Source organism: Pelomonas caseinilytica (genome assembly GCF_021353235.1).
GTDB lineage: Bacteria > Pseudomonadota > Gammaproteobacteria > Burkholderiales > Burkholderiaceae_C > Pelomonas > Pelomonas caseinilytica.
In genome coordinates this window covers 123,554-139,995 of record NZ_JAJTWT010000011.1, presented here as the reverse complement: position 1 = coordinate 139,995, position 16,442 = coordinate 123,554, and the positions used below count along the sequence as shown (strand labels likewise).

12 protein-coding genes are annotated in these 16,442 nt (G+C 71.6%); 4 read left to right on the top strand and 8 right to left on the bottom strand.

All coding sequences use genetic code 11. From position 1 onward, the window contains the following. Position 1: 1 nt before the first annotated feature. From LXT12_RS21950 to mutS, 3 genes are all read right to left on the bottom strand, one after another. A complete protein-coding gene (locus tag LXT12_RS21950) occupies positions 2 to 1,636 on the bottom strand; it encodes a CTP synthase (protein WP_233394433.1) in 1,635 nt (544 codons plus the stop codon). 238 nt (positions 1,637 to 1,874) lie between these two features. After that, positions 1,875 to 2,672, bottom strand: a complete 798-nt coding sequence (locus LXT12_RS21945; protein WP_233394432.1) for an alpha/beta fold hydrolase — start codon at positions 2,670 to 2,672, stop codon at positions 1,875 to 1,877. Continuing rightward, a complete protein-coding gene (mutS, locus tag LXT12_RS21940; RefSeq protein WP_233394431.1) occupies positions 2,669 to 5,230 on the bottom strand; it encodes a DNA mismatch repair protein MutS in 2,562 nt (853 codons plus the stop codon). Before mutS ends, LXT12_RS21945 begins: the two co-directional genes overlap by 4 nt. 101 nt (positions 5,231 to 5,331) lie before the next feature. Between mutS and LXT12_RS21935 the strand changes: the two genes are divergently transcribed. Continuing rightward, the gene (locus LXT12_RS21935) at positions 5,332 to 6,390 is read left to right on the top strand and encodes a hypothetical protein (protein ID WP_233394430.1); all 1,059 of its coding nucleotides are present in this window, start codon (positions 5,332 to 5,334) and stop codon (positions 6,388 to 6,390) included. Between the two features lie 80 nt (positions 6,391 to 6,470). Here the strand turns inward: LXT12_RS21935 and LXT12_RS21930 are convergent, their stop codons facing one another. The 3 genes from LXT12_RS21930 to LXT12_RS21920 form a co-directional block, all read right to left on the bottom strand. After that, positions 6,471 to 6,785 carry an energy transducer TonB gene (locus LXT12_RS21930; RefSeq protein WP_233394429.1) on the bottom strand — a complete coding sequence of 105 codons (315 nt, stop codon included), beginning with the start codon at positions 6,783 to 6,785 and terminating at the stop codon, positions 6,471 to 6,473. Positions 6,786 to 6,959: 174 nt separating this feature from the next. Further along, positions 6,960 to 8,213: a putative glycoside hydrolase gene (locus LXT12_RS21925; RefSeq protein WP_233394486.1), complete on the bottom strand. Its 1,254-nt coding sequence runs from the start codon at positions 8,211 to 8,213 to the stop codon at positions 6,960 to 6,962. A 20-nt stretch (positions 8,214 to 8,233) separates the two neighbouring features. Next, the gene (locus LXT12_RS21920) at positions 8,234 to 9,049 is read right to left on the bottom strand and encodes a polysaccharide deacetylase family protein (protein WP_233394428.1); all 816 of its coding nucleotides are present in this window, start codon (positions 9,047 to 9,049) and stop codon (positions 8,234 to 8,236) included. Between the two features lie 114 nt (positions 9,050 to 9,163). Between LXT12_RS21920 and ftsH the strand changes: the two genes are divergently transcribed. Continuing rightward, entirely contained in the window at positions 9,164 to 11,041 is a 1,878-nt protein-coding gene (ftsH, locus tag LXT12_RS21915; protein WP_233394427.1) for an ATP-dependent zinc metalloprotease FtsH, read from the top strand. A gap of 15 nt (positions 11,042 to 11,056) precedes the next feature. On the opposite strand, the gene LXT12_RS21910 is transcribed toward ftsH, so the two are convergent. Continuing rightward, the gene (locus LXT12_RS21910) at positions 11,057 to 11,998 is read right to left on the bottom strand and encodes an inositol monophosphatase family protein (RefSeq protein WP_233394426.1); all 942 of its coding nucleotides are present in this window, start codon (positions 11,996 to 11,998) and stop codon (positions 11,057 to 11,059) included. Between the two features lie 107 nt (positions 11,999 to 12,105). Here LXT12_RS21910 and LXT12_RS21905 point away from each other — a divergent pair, with 107 nt between their 5' ends. Beyond that, a complete protein-coding gene (locus tag LXT12_RS21905) occupies positions 12,106 to 12,828 on the top strand; it encodes an RNA methyltransferase (protein WP_233394425.1) in 723 nt (240 codons plus the stop codon). On the opposite strand, the gene LXT12_RS21900 is transcribed toward LXT12_RS21905, so the two are convergent. Beyond that, positions 12,829 to 15,519 (bottom strand): MGH1-like glycoside hydrolase domain-containing protein, encoded by a 2,691-nt coding sequence (locus LXT12_RS21900; protein WP_233394424.1) that lies wholly within the window; start codon positions 15,517 to 15,519, stop codon positions 12,829 to 12,831. A 143-nt stretch (positions 15,520 to 15,662) separates the two neighbouring features. Between LXT12_RS21900 and cysE the strand changes: the two genes are divergently transcribed. After that, a complete protein-coding gene (gene cysE / locus LXT12_RS21895) occupies positions 15,663 to 16,439 on the top strand; it encodes a serine O-acetyltransferase (protein WP_233394423.1) in 777 nt (258 codons plus the stop codon). Positions 16,440 to 16,442: the final 3 nt, after the last annotated feature.

The following is a 16,442-nucleotide window of genomic DNA, read 5'->3' as shown; positions in this document are numbered from 1 at the left end:
GTCAGGCCGCCTTGTGTTTATGGTCCAGCGCCGCCTTGATGAAGGCCGTGAACAGCGGGTGGCCGCCCCAGGGCGTCGACTTGAACTCGGGGTGGAACTGCACGCCGACGAACCACGGGTGCACCTCGCGCGGCAGCTCGACCATCTCGGTCAGCTTCTCGCGCTGGGTGATGGCCGAGATGACGAGGCCGGCCTTCTGCAGGCGGTCGAGGTAGTGCTCGTTGGCCTCGTAGCGGTGGCGGTGGCGCTCGGTGACGACCGGGCCGTAGATGTCGCGCGCCAGCGTGCCTTCCTTGACGTCGGAGCTCTGCGCCCCGAGGCGCATGGTGCCGCCGAGGTCGGAGTTGGCGTCGCGCTTCTGGATGCTGCCGTCGCGGTCCTGCCATTCGTCGATGAGGGCGATGACGGGGTGGGGCGTGGCGGGGTCGAACTCGGTGGAATTGGCGTTCTCGAGGCCGGCCATGTGGCGCGCGTACTCGATGGTGGCGACCTGCATGCCCAGGCAGATGCCGAGGTAGGGCAGCTTGTGCTCGCGGGCGTACTGGGCGGCCAGGATCTTGCCTTCCACGCCACGCTTGCCGAAGCCGCCGGGCACGAGGATGGCGTCGAACTTGCCGAGCTCGCCCACGGTCTCGGGCGTCAGCGTCTCGCTGTCGACGTATTCGATCTTGACGCCGGCATGGTTGTGGATGCCGGCGTGGCGCAGCGCCTCGTTGAGCGACTTGTACGAGTCCGACAGGTCGGTGTACTTGCCGCACATGGCGATGGTGACCTGCTCCTTGGGGTTCTCGACTTCGAAGACGAGGTTGTCCCAGCGCTTGAGGTCGGTGCTCTTGGTGTTGAGCTGGAGCTTGGTGCAGATGAGCTGGTCCAGCCCCTGCTCGTGCAGCACGCGCGGCACCTTGTAGATGGTGTTGACGTCCCACATCGAGATCACGCCGTATTCGGGCACGTTCGTGAAGAGGGAGATCTTCTCGCGCTCGTCGTCGGGGATGCGGCGGTCGGCGCGGCACAGCAGCGCGTCGGGCTGGATGCCGATCTCGCGCAGCTTCTGCACCGTGTGTTGCGTGGGTTTGGTCTTGAGCTCGCCGGCGGCGGCGATCCAGGGCACGTAGGTCAGGTGCACGAACGCCGTGTTCGTGGGACCGGCGCGCAGGCTCATCTGGCGCACGGCCTCCAGGAAGGGCAGGGACTCGATGTCGCCCACCGTGCCGCCGATCTCGACGATGGCCACGTCGACGCCCTCGGCGCCACGCTTGATGTATTCCTGGATCTCGTTGGTGATGTGGGGGATGACCTGCACCGTCTTGCCGAGATAGTCGCCGCGGCGTTCCTTCTCGAGCACCGACTTGTAGATCTGGCCGGTCGTGAAGTTGTTGGCCTTCTTCATCCGCGTCGTGATGAAGCGTTCGTAGTGGCCGAGGTCCAGGTCGGTCTCGGCGCCGTCGTCGGTGACGAAGACCTCGCCGTGCTGGAAGGGCGACATCGTGCCGGGGTCGACGTTGATGTACGGGTCCAGCTTGATGAGGGTGACTTTGAGGCCGCGCGATTCGAGGATGGCAGCCAGGGAGGCCGACGCGATGCCCTTGCCCAAGGAGGACACCACACCGCCGGTGACGAAGACGTATTTGGTCATGTCTTGCAGCACGCCAGAACAGCATGCTGTGGTGGGAAATTGCGATTGTAAGAGAGCTGACAACAACTGTTCCCGAGGTCGGTAACAGCTCTTGGCTTCACATGGCCAGTCCGCGGCACCGTGACACCGAAGACAAGACCCGAAATGCAACCACAGAGGCACGGAGACACAGAGTGAAAGGTCTTCTCCGTGGCGGCTCTGTGCCTCTGTGTCTCTGTGGTCGTCTTTGAGTTCTGTCTCAGCCGAGCAGCTCCAGCACGAGGTCGGCCGTTTCCTCGGGCTTCTCGAACGGGAAGAGGTGGCTTCCCTCCATCCAGCGCCAGTTCTCCCCGGCCAGCTTGCGCGACGCGGCGGCCCCGGCCTGTCGCAGCTCGTTGGAGCGCGTGCCGCCGACGAAGGCCACCGGGCATTGCGGCGGACGCAGGCGCAGCAGCAGCGGCAGGTGGTGGGGCAGGGTGCGGTAGATGTGGGCCTCGACCTCGCGCCGGAAGCGCAGCCTGACCTGTCCGTCCTCGGCGCTCTCGAAGCCGGCGTCCACGTAGTCGGCCAGTACGCGCGGGTCCCAGCGGGCGAAGGCCTTCTTGGCGGCGAAATGCGCGTGCACCGCCTCGCGGCTGGGCCAGGCATGGCGGCGTTCGCGGGCGATCTTGGAAGGCCCGTAGCGGTGGATCAGGCCCGTGGTCTTGGCCGCCGCGACGAAGGCTGCCTTCCAGCCCGCGACAACGGGCGAATCCAGCATGACGAGGCGGCTGACCAGCTCCGGGCGTCGGCACGCGGCCAGCAGGCTGACCATGCCACCGAGCGAATGCCCCACCAGCGCGACCTGGCCTTCGGGCTTCACCTCGGTGTCGATGAAGTGCAGCAGCTGGTCGCGCAGGCGGCGCCAGTCGCCCGTGACCGGAAAGCGCGGGTCGTGGCCGAAACGGTCCAGCGCCTCGACGCGCCAGCCCGCTGCCCGCCAGCGTTCGAAGAGCACGCGGTAGCAGCCGGCGGGGTAGCTGTTGGCGTGGCTGAAGACCAGGGTTTTCTGCGTCATGCCTTGGCCAGTGCCTTGAGTTGGTAAAGCGCCTCGAGGGCTTCGCGGGGCGACAGTGCGTCGGGGTCGACCCTCTCCAGCGCCTGCAGCAGCGCGCTCGGTTCGGGCGCGGCCGGGGGGGCGGGTGGCGCGGCGAAGAGATCGAACTGGTCGTCGGCGGCGCTGGAGCGCGCCTCCAGCGCCTCCAGCGTGGCGCGGGCCTGGCGCACCAGGCTGGCGGGCATGCCGGCCAGCCGGGCCACCTGCACGCCGTAGCTGCGGCTGGCCGGACCGGGCTGCAGCTCGTGCAGGAAGACGATGTCCTCGCCGCTTTCCACGGCCGAGACGTGCCAGTTCTGCGCCATCGGGTGCTTGGCCGGGAATTCGGTCAGCTCGAAGTAGTGGGTCGCGAACAGCGTGAAGGCGCGGGTCTTGTCGTGCAGGTGGCTGGCGATGGCCGAGGCCAGCGCCAGGCCGTCGAAGGTGGACGTGCCGCGGCCGATCTCGTCCATCAGTACCAGAGACTGGTCGGTGGCCGCATGCAGGATGGCCGCGCCCTCGGTCATCTCCAGCATGAAGGTGGACTGGGCGTTGGCCAGGTCGTCGGCCGCGCCGATGCGGGTGTGGATGGCGTCCATGGGACCGAGGCGGCAGCTCGTGGCGGGCACGTAGCTGCCGATGGCCGCCAGCAGCGCGATCAGCGCCACCTGGCGCATGAAGGTGCTCTTGCCGCCCATGTTGGGGCCGGTGATGACGAGCATGCGGGTGCGGGCATCCAGCCGGCAGTCGTTGGGCATGAACTCCGCCCCGCCCGTCTCGGCCAGCCGCGCCTGCACGACGGGATGGCGGCCGGCCTCGATCTCCAGGCAGGGGTGGGGCACGAACTCCGGCCGGCACCAGTTCAGCGTGGCGGCTCGCTCGGACAGGGCCGCCAGCGCGTCCAGCGCGGCCAGCGCCCGGCCGAGGGCCGTCAGCGGCTCGAGCCGGCCGATAAGGGCGTCGATGACCTGCTCGTACAGCAGCTTCTCGCGCGCCAGGGCGCGTTCCTGCGCGGACAGGGCCTTGTCCTCGAAGGCCTTGAGCTCGGGGGTGATGAAGCGCTCGGCGTTCTTCAGCGTCTGGCGGCGCTGGTAGTCCAGCGGCACCTTGTCGAGCTGGCCCTGGGTCACCTCGATGTAGAAGCCATGCACCCGGTTGAATTGCACGCGCAGGTTGGCGATGCCCGTGCGGGCGCGCTCGCGGGTCTCCAGGTCGAGCAGGAAGCCGTCGCAGTTCTGCTGGATGCCGCGCAGCTCGTCCAGCTCCGCGTCGAAGCCGTCGGCCATGACGCCACCGTCGCGCGGCAGCAGGGCCGGCTCCGCGGCGATGGCCCGCTCCAACAGCTCCAGCACGTCGGCCGGCGGCGTCAGCGCCGCGTCGCGCAGGGCGGCCGGCGTGGCGGCGCGCAGCGTGGGCAGCGCCTGAAGCGTCGCGCGCAGGCCGGTCAGCTCGCGCGGGCGGACCTGGCGCAAGGCGATGCGGGCGGCGATGCGCTCCACGTCGCTGACCGCCTTCAGCGCGTCGCGCAGCGGCTCGAAACCCTCGGCCTGCAGGGCCGCGATGGCCTCGTGCCGCGCGACGGCCTCGCCGCGGTCGCGCCGGGGGTGCAGCAGCCACTGGCGCAAGGTGCGGCTGCCCATGCCGGTCCGGCAGGTGTCGATCAGCGAGAACAGCGTGGGGCTGGCCTCGCCGCGCAGGGTCTGCGTCAGCTCCAGGTTGCGCTGGGTGGCGGGCGGCAGGTCCAGCAGGTCGCTCGCTCGCTGCACGCGCAGCGAGCGCACGTGGGCGAGGGCCCGGCCCTGGGTGTGTTCGGCAAAGGCCAGCAAGGCGCTCGCGGCGGCGTGCGCCAGTGCCAGTTCATGGGCGTTGAACCCCTGCAGGTTGGCCACGCGGAGCTGCTCGCACAGCTTGCGCTGACCCAGGGCGCCGTCGAACTGCCAGCCCGGCCGGTTCGTCACTGGGAAGCGCGCGCGCATGACGCCTGCGGGCTGCTGCTCGCGGTTGACGAGCACCTCGGCCGGCATCAGCCGCGCCAGCCAGCCGGGCAGCTCGGCGTCGCTGCACTCGGCCAGGCCGATCTCGCCCTGGGTGAGTGAGAGCCAGGCCAGGCCGTGGCGCCACCCTTGGCCCGAGACCGCGAGCAGCACGGCGTCCTGCTTGTCGGCCAGCAGCTCGGTGTCGGTGATGGTGCCGGGCGTGACCACGCGCACCACCTTGCGCTCCACCGGCCCCTTGCCGGCGCCCACCTCGCCCACCTGCTCGGCGATGGCCACCGCCTCGCCGAGCTTGATCAGCTTGGCGAGATAACTCTCCAGCGCATGCACCGGCACCCCGGCCATGACGACCGGCTGGCCGGCGCTCTGGCCGCGCGTGGTGAGGGTGATGTCCAGCAGGGCGTTGCACTTGCGAGCGTCGTCGTAGAAGACCTCGTAGAAGTCGCCCATCCGGTACAGCAGCAGGGTGTCCGGGAAGTCGGCCTTCAGGCCCAGGTACTGGGCCATCATGGGAGTGTGGGCGCTGAAGTCAGCGGGCTGGGTCATCGGCGTCGTCAGGAATAGCAAAGCCCTCGGCGGAGGGCTTGAGAATGCGCGGCAGTTTACGCGGCGGCCCGGTGGAGCCGCCTTGCCAAGGGGAGAAGATGATGAAGATGCTTTCGTGGGCCGTGCCGGGCCTGGTGGTCTTGGCCAGCGGGGCGGCGCCTGCCGCCGAGCCCTCGCTGTGTGCGAGGCTCGCGGACGAGGCCCGCCGGGCGCCAGCAGCCTCTTGGGCCCAGGCCGATCCGCTGTCCGCCTGGATGAAGCCCGTCGAGGCGAGCCCGCCTTCGCCGACGACTGCGGCGCTGGAGTTCGACCCTCGCTGGCGCGAGGCCGTCGGCGCCATGCACGATCGGCCGTTGGAGGTACAGCAGCTGGCCGGCTCGCCGGTCTACATGGCCAGTGAATACGGCGGCACGGCGAACTGCCAGGTGCTGGTGCTGGTGGAAGCGAAGCCTGGGCAGCCTTCGCGTCAATTGCAACCGCCCTTCGACCTCGAGCCCTTGGAGCTGTGCGTGACCCAGTCGGCCAGCTTCGCGCGTGTGCTCGGCCAGCCGGCCCTCGTCGTGGGTGGCGCGCCCTCCATGACCAGCCCCGACATCGCCTACCGCATCGCCACGTGGAACGGCCAGGGCTGGGCCGGCCGCTGCAGCATCACGCTGAAGCGGCGGACGGCGATGTCCTTCGTGCAGCGCTTCTGCCCGCCAGGCAGCAAGGCCTGCGACGCGGGGCAGCCGGTGGCCCAGCGCCTCGCGCAGGCTTACGAGGCCGCACGTGCCGCGAATCAGCCGCTGGACCCTGTGGCGTTCAACGGCGGGCGCCGGCCGGACGGCGTGGCCGCCGCCGCCCTGAATGCACCGGCCGGGGCAGGCAACGTGGGAGACGTGAACCCGCCATTCCCTCTCTTCGGTGCGGACGAGAAGTCGCTGGACCCGATGTCGACCGTCTTCTCCAACGCCGACCCGCGGCGGCTGCCGGTCTTCGTCGACGGCCGCTGGTGGATGGCCGTCGTGGGCCGCGCCGGCGTGGGTTGGCGCGAAGGCGATGCCGTGCTGGTCGCGCTGTTCGCGCCGCCGGGCCGGGCCGTCGACGGCGTGGCGTCCTACCAGTTCCGCGTCGGCCCGACGGGGCTGGCGGAGGCGGTGGCCCGGGACGAAAAGCCCTAGAAATGCAAAAGGCCCGCGATGCGGGCCTTGATTGCTGACTCGTGCCAAGCGGCCTGATGCCGCTTGTCCTCGGTCCGATTTCAGTCTTCCGACTTGAAGACCAGCTTGACTTCGTGGGTCTGCGGGGCGCCGGTGCCTTCGAACTTCCACTGGCTCAGGGCGTCGACGGCGGCGCGGTCGAAGACGCGCTTGGGTTCGGCCTCGACCACCTCGACGTTGGAGACCTTGCCGTCGCCGGCGATGGCGATCTTGGCGCGGACGCTGCCGGCGGTGATGTTCTTCTTGATCGCCTCGCCGGGGTACTCGGGGGCCACCTTCTTCAGGACCTTGGCATCGGCATGGGCCAGGGAGGCTGCGGCGGTCAGGGCGAGGGCAATGACAAAGCGGGCGGACATTCGGTTCTCTGCGTGGGAAGGTTGAAGACGCTGCGGTCGATGACCGCGTGACGGGGGCGGATTCTGGCGGCGCGGCCCCCCACGGTTAAGGGGGAGGGCCGTGCAGATGTCACGCCCGCCCGCAGGCCGCCCGATGGCGGCGCGGACCGTGCGAACTCCTTCACGCGTGGACCGTCAGCGGGACGCTGCGCTCGCCGGTGCCGCGGCCGGCTCGGCGTCCAGGCCGTCCATCCCGTAGCGGTTGGCCGCGTTCCACAGCATCCAGCCGTCGGTGCCCACGGCTTCGGCGGCGTCGATCTGGGCGCGGATCTCCTGCTCGCCGAAGGCGCGGCGGTCGAAAGCGTAGTCGCGGAAGGCCTGCAGCCAGGGCCGAAAGCGCAGGCCCGGCAGGCCGGTGCGGGCCAGGGCCTTCTCCAGGCTGCGCTTGACGATGTCGTCCGGCGCGGCGACCGGGTTGCGCGTGCCGGGGATGCCGAAGCTGAAGCCCGAGGGGTAGAGCATGGGTGAGAGATAGTCCAGGTGGGGCATCAGGGCTTCGAGCTGCTGGCCGATGTGGGTGTCGTCGCGGTTCCAGGTGACATAACCGAACACGTCGGCGGCAACGAAGACGTTGTGGCGCGCCAGCCGCCGGCCGGCGGCATCGAGGAAGCCGTTGATGGCCGCCACGCGCCGGGCCTCAGTGTCGGCCTCGGAGAACACCAGGCCCACCGCGTCGGGAAAGCGCAGGTAGTCGAACTGGATTTCATCGAAGCCAAGCCGCGCCGCTTCCTCCGCCAGCGCCAGGTTGCGTTCCCAGGCCTCGCGGCGGAAGGGGTCGATCCAGGACAGGCCCTCGCGGTCCTTCCAGACGCGGCCCTGGGCGTCGCGCACCGCCCATTCGGGATGGAGGGCGGCCAAGGGGTCGTCCTTGAAGGTCACGATGCGGGCGATGAGGTAGAGGCCGCGTTCACGCAGGCCGGCGAGCAGGGCGGGCATGTCGGCCACCAGCGGCCGGCCCTGGGCCAGGCCGGCAGCCTCCAGCGCGGCGCTGCGGTAGGGCACCAGGCCGCGGTCGCCCTTGATGTCGATGACGAGGGCGTTCAGCTCGGTCTGGTCGATGAGCTTCAGTGCCGCATCGCGCAGCAGCGGGCTGGCCACGCCGTAGGGCGACAGGTAGAGGGCCTTGGGCCGCAAGGGCTGCAAGGCGACGACGGCCGGCATGGCGGCCGGCACGCCGCCGAGGTGGCAGGCATAGCCGACCGCCCGGGCCTGCAGCGTCTCGGCGCGCAGGTCGGGCCCGAAGTCGAAGCGGCCCAGCTCGTCGCTGCGGCGAAGCTCGCCGCCGGCCAGGACGACGGCATCGGCAATGGGCTGGCGGGTGCGGGCGTCGATGACCTGGCCGTCCAGTGCGTGGACCGGCCCCGCCGCGCCGATGGCGGCCAGCAGCAGGGCGACGAGGCCGGCGCGCTTCACGAGGCCGCTCCCGTGCCGAAGGCCGCGAGCAGCCGGGATTCCAGCTGGCGGGCGCTGACGCTGTCGACGATGAGGTGGCGCGGCAGGTCGAACAGGGAGTCGGCGGCCGTCGCCGATCGGTTGCCGAGGGAGACGGCGGCCGTGTAGCCGACCTCGGCCGCCAGGGCCTGCAGCCCGGCGTCGCTGAGTCCGAAGGGCCAGGCCAGGTGCTCGACCGGGCGGGCGAGCCGCCTTTGCAGCACCTCGCGGGATTGGCGCAATTGCGTCAGCGCGAAGCGCTGGAAGGCCTCGGGCGTCTGGCTGCGCCGCTCGCGCAGCAGGTTGGGGTGCCAGAGGGTGTGCGACTGGACGGCGACGCCCTCCTGCCCCGCCAGCTCGGTCAATTGGGCCCAGGTCATGGCATAGCTGGCATTGGAGATGGCGGAAGGGTAGATGAAGAGGCTGACCGGCCAGCCGCGCTCGCGCAGCCGTGGCGCCAGTTGCTCGAACTGCGAGCGGTGGCCGTCGTCGGCCGTCAGCACGACGGCCCGCTCGGGCAGGGTGGCGAGCCGCCCCTGCCGCCAGGCCACCCAGTCGGCCAGCGGCACGATGTGGCAGGCGAGGCGTTCGAGCACGCTCAGTTGGGCGTCCAGCAGCTCCAGCCGCACCGTCATGCTGTCGACGGCCGTGGGAGCGAAGCGGTGGTAGGCCAGGATGGGCACCGCCGAGGGCATGGCCCGAGCCGCCAACGGGGCCAGCAGGGCGGCGGCGCACAAGGCGCGGCGGCGGTGGTCGAGGGCAGGGCGTCGGGGCGGACGGAGGATGTCGGGCAAGGGCGGCGAGGTGTGGCGTGGCGCGGGTGTCGACCGCAGGGTAGCCAGGGCCGTGGCGCGGGGCTTGCGCTGGGTCAAGCCCGCGGCCCGGCGCGCCGCCTTCTAATGGCCGCCATGCCGCAAGCCCCCATACCCGAACCTCCGTCCCGCTCTCCGCTGCGCTGGGGGCCCGCCCAGGTCTGGCCGTTGTTGCTGGCCCTGGTGGCGCTGTTCTGGCTGCGCGACCTGTGGGTCACGTCGACCCAGGTCCAGCCCATCCCCTACAGCGAGTTCCTGCAGTACCTCAAGGCCGAAAAGCTGGAGTCCATCCGCATCGGCAGCCAGTTCATCGAGGGCCAGCTCAAGGTGGCGGCGCCGGACGGCCGCACCCGCATCGTCACCACGCGCGTGGCCCCGGACCTGGCCCGGGACCTGGCGCCCTACAACGTGCGCTTCGAGGGCGTGGTGGAGAACACGCTGCTGCGCGACCTGCTGTCCTGGGTGGTGCCCGCACTGGTGCTGTTCGGCCTGTGGAGCTTCATGGGCAAGCGCATGGCCGGGCAGGGCGGACTGGGCGGCTTGCTCTCGGTCGGCAAGAGCCGCGCGAAGCTGCATTCGGAAACCGACGTGCGCGTGAGCTTCGACGACGTGGCCGGCGTGGACGAGGCCAAGGCCGAACTGCGCGAGTCGGTGGAGTTCCTGAAGAACCCGGCGGCCTACGGACGGCTCGGTGCCCACATGCCCAAGGGCATCCTGCTCGTCGGGCCTCCCGGCACGGGCAAGACTCTGCTGGCCCGCGCGATGGCCGGCGAGGCCGGCGTGCCCTTCTTCAGCATCACGGGCTCGGAGTTCGTGGAGATGTTCGTCGGCGTGGGCGCGGCGCGCGTGCGCGACCTCTTCGAGCAGGCTCGGGCCTCGGCGCCCTGCATCATCTTCATCGACGAGCTCGATGCCCTTGGCCGCGCGCGCGGCGTCGGCCCGCTGTCGGGTGGCCACGACGAGAAGGAGCAGACGCTCAACCAGCTGCTGGCCGAGATGGACGGCTTCGACGCCAGCGCCGGTGTCGTCATCCTCGCGGCCACCAACCGGCCCGAGATCCTCGACCCGGCCCTGCTGCGCGCCGGCCGCTTCGACCGCCAGGTGCTGGTGGACCGCCCGGACCGGCGCGGCCGTGCCGACGTGCTGCGCGTGCACCTGAAGAAGGTCAAGCTGGCGGCCGACGTCGACGCTGATGCCGTGGCGGCGCTGACGCCGGGGTTCGCCGGAGCCGACCTGGCCAACCTGGTCAACGAGGCGGCGCTGCTGGCGACGCGGCGCAGCGCCGAGGCGGTGCAGATGGGCGACTTCACGGCGGCCGTCGAGCGCATCGTCGCCGGCCTGGAGCGCCACCAGCGCGTGCTGGGCGCCGACGAGCGCCGCACCGTCGCCCTGCATGAGATGGGCCATGCCCTGGTGGCGATGACCCTGCCCGGCGCCGACCCGGTGCACAAGATCTCCATCGTGCCGCGCGGCATCGGGGCCCTGGGCTACACGATGCAGCGGCCGGGCGAGGACCGCTACCTCGCCAGCCGTGCGGAGCTGCGCAACCGCCTGGCCGTGCTGCTGGGCGGGCGCGCGGCCGAGGCCCTCGTCATCGGCGAAATCTCGACCGGCGCGGCCGACGACCTGGCCAAGGCGACCGACATCGCCCACGACATGGTGGCGCGCTACGGCATGTCGGCCGAGGTGGGGCAGGTGGTGTACGACCGGCCGCCGTCGCGCTTCCTCGAGCTGCCCGAAGGCCTGGGCGGCGCCGGCCTGGAGCGCGGTCTGTCGGAGGACACCGCACGGCGCATCGACGCGGCCGTGCGGGCCCTGGTGGACGAGGCCTTCGGGCGGGCGACCGCCGTGCTGCAGGCCCGGCGCGCCCTGCTGGAGGACGGCGCCGCACGGCTGCTGGCGCAGGAAACGCTGTCGGAGGCCGAGCTGGCGCCGCTGGCGACCGCCGCCCGGGAGCTGCCGGCGCCGGCCTGAGCGGCGTGGCCCGCTTCAGACGGGAGCGTCGTCGCCGTCCGTCTTCTTGATGCGCACGGGGCCGCGCTTGCGGGGCGCCGCGGGAGCGGGCTCGGCGGCGGGCGCTGCCGGCGCCGCGGCCGGTGCGGCGGCCACGTCTTCTTCCTTGATGACGCGGCTGTAGGGCGCCAGCATGGTGACGAGCTGGCCGTAGATCTTGGGGTTGCCGGCGACGACCTCGCGCTGGTGCAGGAAGTCCGCCTCGCCGGTGAAGTTGCCGATCAGGCCGCCGGCCTCCGAGACGATGAGGGAGCCGGCCGCCACGTCCCAGGGCTGCAGGCCGGTCTCGAAGAAGGCGTCGTAGTAGCCCGCGGCCACGTAGCAGAGGTCCAGGGCCGCGGCACCGGGCCGGCGCAGGCCGGCGCAGTGCTGCATGACCTCCTCGAACATCTTCACGTAGCGCTTGAAGTTGTCGCCGCGGCGGAAGGGGAAGCCGGTGCCGATGAGGGCATCGCTCATGCGGGTGCGCTTGGACACGCGCAGGCGGCGGTCGTTCAGGAAGGCGCCGCGGCCCTTGGTGGCGTAGAAGAGGTCGTTGCGGGTGGGGTCGTAGACGACGGCCTGCTGCACGACGCCGCGGTGGGCCAGCGCGATGGACACGCAGTACACCGGCAGGCCGTGGATGAAGTTGGTGGTGCCGTCCAGCGGGTCGATGATCCAGACGAACTCGGAGTGCTTGGCGCCGCGGCTGCGGCCCGACTCCTCGGCCAGGATGCCGTGGTCGGGGTAGGCGCCGAGCAGGGTCTCGATGATCACCCCTTCCGCCGCGTGGTCGACCTCGGTCACGAAGTCGTTCGGGCTCTTGGTGTTGATGCGCAGGGCCTCGAGGTCCAGCGAGGCGCGGTTGATGAGGGCGCCGGCTGCACGCGCCGCCTTGATGGCGACATTGAGCATGGGATGAAGAGACGTTTGCTGCATGCGTGCACTCGCTGGGAAGAAGGGGCTGACGGAAGGAAAGAGCGGCAGGGCGGCCGTGGGCGGCCCGGATAATCGCGCGATTCTAGCCGTCAGCTTGGTAGTTACCCGTGGAATCCACACGCTTCATCCTCGTCAACACCAGCCATGCCGGCAACGTCGGCGCGACGGCGCGGGCGATGAAGGTCATGGGTTTTCGCGACCTCGTGCTGGTGGCACCGCGCTTCGCCGACGTGCTCTGCCACGAGGAGGCCGTCGCCATGGCCAGCGGGGCCGCGGACATCCTGGCGCGGGCCCGGGTCGTGCCGACGCTGGCCGAGGCGCTGGACGGCGTGGACTTCCTCTGCGCGACCGCGATGACGCCGCGCGACTTCGGCCCGCCGACGCACGAGCCGCGGGCCCTGTTCGCCGAGCTGGCCGCTCGCGACCCGGCGCCACGCCTGGCCCTGGTCTTCGGCTCGGAGCGCTACGGCATGAGTAACGAGGACGTCTACCGCTGCCATGCCGTGCTGAGCATCCCGACCGACCCGGCTTACGGCTCGCTCAACCTCGCCCAGGCGGTGCAGCTGCTGGCCTACGACCTGCGCCAGGCCCTGGGCGGCTTCGCCGTGCAGCCGCGCACGCCCGACCCCGAGCGCGCCGACGCCCGCGCGGTGCAGGGCCTGCTCGACCACCTGCAGACGGCCCTCGTCGACATCGGCTACCTCGACCCTGCGGCGCCGAAGAAGCTGATGCCGCGGCTGAACCAGCTCTTCAACCGCGCCGCCCTCACGAACGAGGAAGTCCACATCCTGCGCGGCGTCGCGCGGGCCATGGGCCGGCCGCGCGGCTGATCAGCGCAGGCCGAGTCTCTCCAGCAGGGCCAGGCCGGCGGCGCCGCGTGTGAGCGAGGCGGGCAGCAGGATGATTTCGCCACCCGTCGCCGTGTTGACCAGGCGCGCGGCGCAGGGATAGCGCTCGGTCAGCGCGGGATGCAGCAGCCGGCGTTCCGTCTGCGTGTAGGCCAGCGGCTGGAAGAGCCAGGGCTTGCGGACGGCGAAGTCGGTGAAGGCCTCCTGCACGGCCGTGCGGGCGGGCGGCAGGGCGGCCAGCGGGCCGGCGAACTCGGCGCCATGGCCGTCGACGCGGAAGCCGAAGGCGCCGAGCGCCGTCTCCCAGCCGTTGAAGAAATCGCCCCCGGGTCCCCAGGACACCACCGCATGCCGCACGGGCCGCTCGCTCGGCTGGCCGTTGAAGGGGTTCATGGCCTGCCAGCCGCCCCCGTCGGCCGGGCGGTACCAGTCGACCACGCCGCCGTGCTCGCCCATGCCGCCGCGGTCCTGCATGGTGGCGCCGAAGAAGACGAGGGCGCCGCCCCGTTCGAGGTAGCGGGCCAGGGCAGCCCTCACGTCGCCGCCGCTGCGGGTGCTCAGGGGCAGGGCATTGCCGGCGACGATCAGGGCCGGGGTGCGGGCCGCGTCGAGGCTGAGCAGCTGCTCGGCATCGACGCGGGCGGCCGGCAGGCCGGCGAGCACGCCGCCGCTCAGGCCCGGCTCCTGGAACACCGCGGCCTGCCGCGGGCGCGGAGCCGGTGGCACCAGGGGCTGCGGCGCCGCGAGGCGGTCGGCGGCGGCCGGCGCGATGGGCTTGATCGCCACCGCCCGGGCGCCATGCACCTCCACGCCTTCGGGCACCTCGACCTCGCGCACGCGCGGGTCGCTGATGGTCAGCGACAACCGTCCGGCGCGGGCGCGCAACTGCAGGCTGCCCTGGGCCAGCGGCACGTCGGCCTGCCAGTCGGTCCAGGCGGCGGGCACGTTCGGGCTCACGCGCAGCCGGGCGGCGCCGGGCTCCAGCACATCGATGCCGAGCAGGCCTTCCCAGACCGCGTCGAGGTAGGAGCCCGCGGCGGTCAGGAAGGCATGGCCGCCTTCGGTCAGGCCCTCGGTGGACACCAGTTCCTCGATCAGGCCGGGGTCGTGCGCATCCTCGAGCGTGGCGGCGCTGCGCTCGAGCAGGTACAGGGCGCCGGCCACGTCGCCATGGCGGAAGCGCGCCCGCGCCTCGACGGCGTTCCACCAGGGCCAGACCTTGTAGTTGTGGTCGTTGGCGGCGTCGACATGGCTCATCGGCGGCGTGATGGTGACCGAGCCGGCCGCGCGCCAGCCGCGCTCCCGCAGGGTCGCCAGCGCACGCCCGGCGCGCTCGGGCGAAGCGACGCCGGCCAGCACGGCCAGCACGTTGCCGTCGGAGGACAGGCGCAGGTCGCGCTGGCCCCACAGCGAGAGGTTGGCATAGGCGCCCAGGCCATCGTCCCAGAGCGCCGCGTTGATGCCGGCGATGAAGCGCTCGCGCACGCGGCTCCAGCGCGCCGCCGCCTCGGGCTGGCCGAGGGCCGTCTCGATGGCGGCGAAGCTGCGCAGCAGGTCGGCCATCAGGGCGTTGGAGTAGAGGATGCGGGCGCCGTCGGGGAAGAGGAAGAAGCGCGAGTGGTCCATCCAGTCGGTGGTGTCGATGAGCAGGCCGCGCTCGTCGGCGTCGCGGTCCGCCCAGGCTTGCACCCAGGGGCGCAGCACGGCGGCGGCGCGTTGCAGGAAGGCGCGGTCGCCGCTTTGGAGGTAGTCGCGCCAGACGGCGCGCGTCAGCCAGGCCGTGCCTTCGGCGGAGCCGCCCTGGGACGGGTCCTCGGTGACGCGCAGGCCGGTCGGGCGGTGCGAGGCGTAGCGGGCGAGGTCGTAGTCGATGGTGGCGCGGGCGTCGGCGAAGCGGCCGCTGGCCAAGGCCCCGGGCGCCAGGCCCGAGCCGAGGTCGCGCGACCAGACGTCGCGCCAGCGGAACAGCTCGCAGACGTGCAGCTTGCCGTCGAAGCCCAGGTCGAGCAGATAGCGGTTGAAGGCCACGGCGCGGTTCAGCGACGCGTCGGGCGTCTGCAGCACCAGGCCCTGGCGGTAGGGCGCCTGCATGCGCGCGAGCAGGGCGTCGAAGCCTTCGGCTCCCGGCGCGCCGCCGGCCGCCCAGACGGCCTCGGCACGCCCCTGGGCATCGAGGGCCAGGGCGCGCCGCCCGGCCGGGGCGAGCGCCGGCGTGCCGCGGTCGGCCACCTCGACCTCGATGCGATGACGGGTGGACGGCTCCGCCTGCACCTGAACGGCCAGCACATAGGGCCGGTCGGGCAGGGCGCCATGCAGCCACTGGATGCGCAGGCCGGCGGCGAGCTGCCGGTGAATGACCGCGCCCGGGACGAAGACGGCTTCGGTGCGGCCGGCATCGGGCGCCAGCGGAACGCCATCGACGATGAGTTGGGCCTGGCCGCTGGCGTCGCCGCCCCAGTGGAAGCTGTGCTGGCCGGGGCGGACGATGACGAGGGAGCGGCCATTGCCGACCAGGCCCTGCGGCGCCGGGCCGGCCTGGACGATCTCCCAGGCGCTGACCTGCGGCCAGGCAGCCTGCGCCGCGGCCATGCAGGAGAACAGGAACAGGACGCAGGCCCAGGCGCCGGATCGGAACCCGGCGCCCGCCCGGCGCTGGATGGAGGGAATGCTCACGTGGCTTGTCTCCGTGTAAACGTTTACATCGACATTGGGCCAGCGAGAGCGCCCGTGCGGCAACAAGGTCTTCCCTAGGCGGCCCCGAGCGCCGAAGCAGGGGCGCCGCTAGACTGCCCAACCGTCCACCCCCGGCTTGCACCATGTTCCAGCGCCTGCGCGAAGACATCGCCCTGATCCTCGAACGCGACCCGGCCGCCCGCTCGGCCTGGGAGGTGCTGACCTGCTACCCGGGCCTGCATGCGCTGTGGATGCACCGCCGCGCCCACTGGTTCTGGGCACGCGGCTGGAAGTGGCTGGCTCGCTGGATCTCGCACTGGAGCCGCTTCCTGACCGGCATCGAGATCCATCCCGGCGCCAAGATCGGCCGCAAGGTCTTCATCGACCACGGCATGGGCATCGTCATCGGCGAGATGGCCGAGGTCGGCGAGGGCTGCACCATCTACCAGGGTGTCACCCTGGGCGGCACCTCCCTCGTCAAGGGCGCCAAGCGGCACCCGACGCTGGGCCCGGGCGTGATCGTGGGTGCCAACGCCTGCGTGCTGGGCGGCTTCACGGTGGGCGCAGGCGCGCGCATCGGCTCGGGCGCGGTCGTCACCAAGCCGGTGCCGGCCGGCGCCACGGCGGTGGGCAACCCGGCCCGCATCATCGAGGCGGCCAGCGAACAGGCGCGCGAGGAGGCGGCGGCGCGCATGGGCTTCTCGGCCTATGGCGTGACGCAGGGCGACGACCCTGTGGCCCTGGCCATGCGCGGCCTCATCGACAGCGCCTCCGGCCACGAGCACCAGATCGCCCTGCTGTGGGCGGCGGTGTGCAAGCTCTCGGCCCAGACGGGGCGGCCCGTCGGCGACTGCGTGCCGGCCGACGCCCAGCGCGACGAGGCTTTCGACGCCGCGGAGATGAATCGGCTCGTCAAATAGCCG

Excerpts from the sequence above, each read along its gene's own strand:
- LXT12_RS21950 (WP_233394433.1), bottom strand. The coding sequence starts at position 1,636 with ATGACCAAATACGTCTTCGTCACCGGCGGTGTGGTGTCCTCCTTGGGC.
- LXT12_RS21945 (WP_233394432.1), bottom strand. The coding sequence starts at position 2,672 with ATGACGCAGAAAACCCTGGTCTTCAGCCACGCCAACAGCTACCCCGCC.
- mutS (WP_233394431.1), bottom strand. The coding sequence starts at position 5,230 with ATGACCCAGCCCGCTGACTTCAGCGCCCACACTCCCATGATGGCCCAG.
- LXT12_RS21935 (WP_233394430.1), top strand. The coding sequence starts at position 5,332 with ATGAAGATGCTTTCGTGGGCCGTGCCGGGCCTGGTGGTCTTGGCCAGC.
- LXT12_RS21930 (WP_233394429.1), bottom strand. The coding sequence starts at position 6,785 with ATGTCCGCCCGCTTTGTCATTGCCCTCGCCCTGACCGCCGCAGCCTCC.
- ftsH (WP_233394427.1), top strand. The coding sequence starts at position 9,164 with ATGCCGCAAGCCCCCATACCCGAACCTCCGTCCCGCTCTCCGCTGCGC.
- LXT12_RS21910 (WP_233394426.1), bottom strand. The coding sequence starts at position 11,998 with ATGCAGCAAACGTCTCTTCATCCCATGCTCAATGTCGCCATCAAGGCG.
- cysE (WP_233394423.1), top strand. The coding sequence starts at position 15,663 with ATGTTCCAGCGCCTGCGCGAAGACATCGCCCTGATCCTCGAACGCGAC.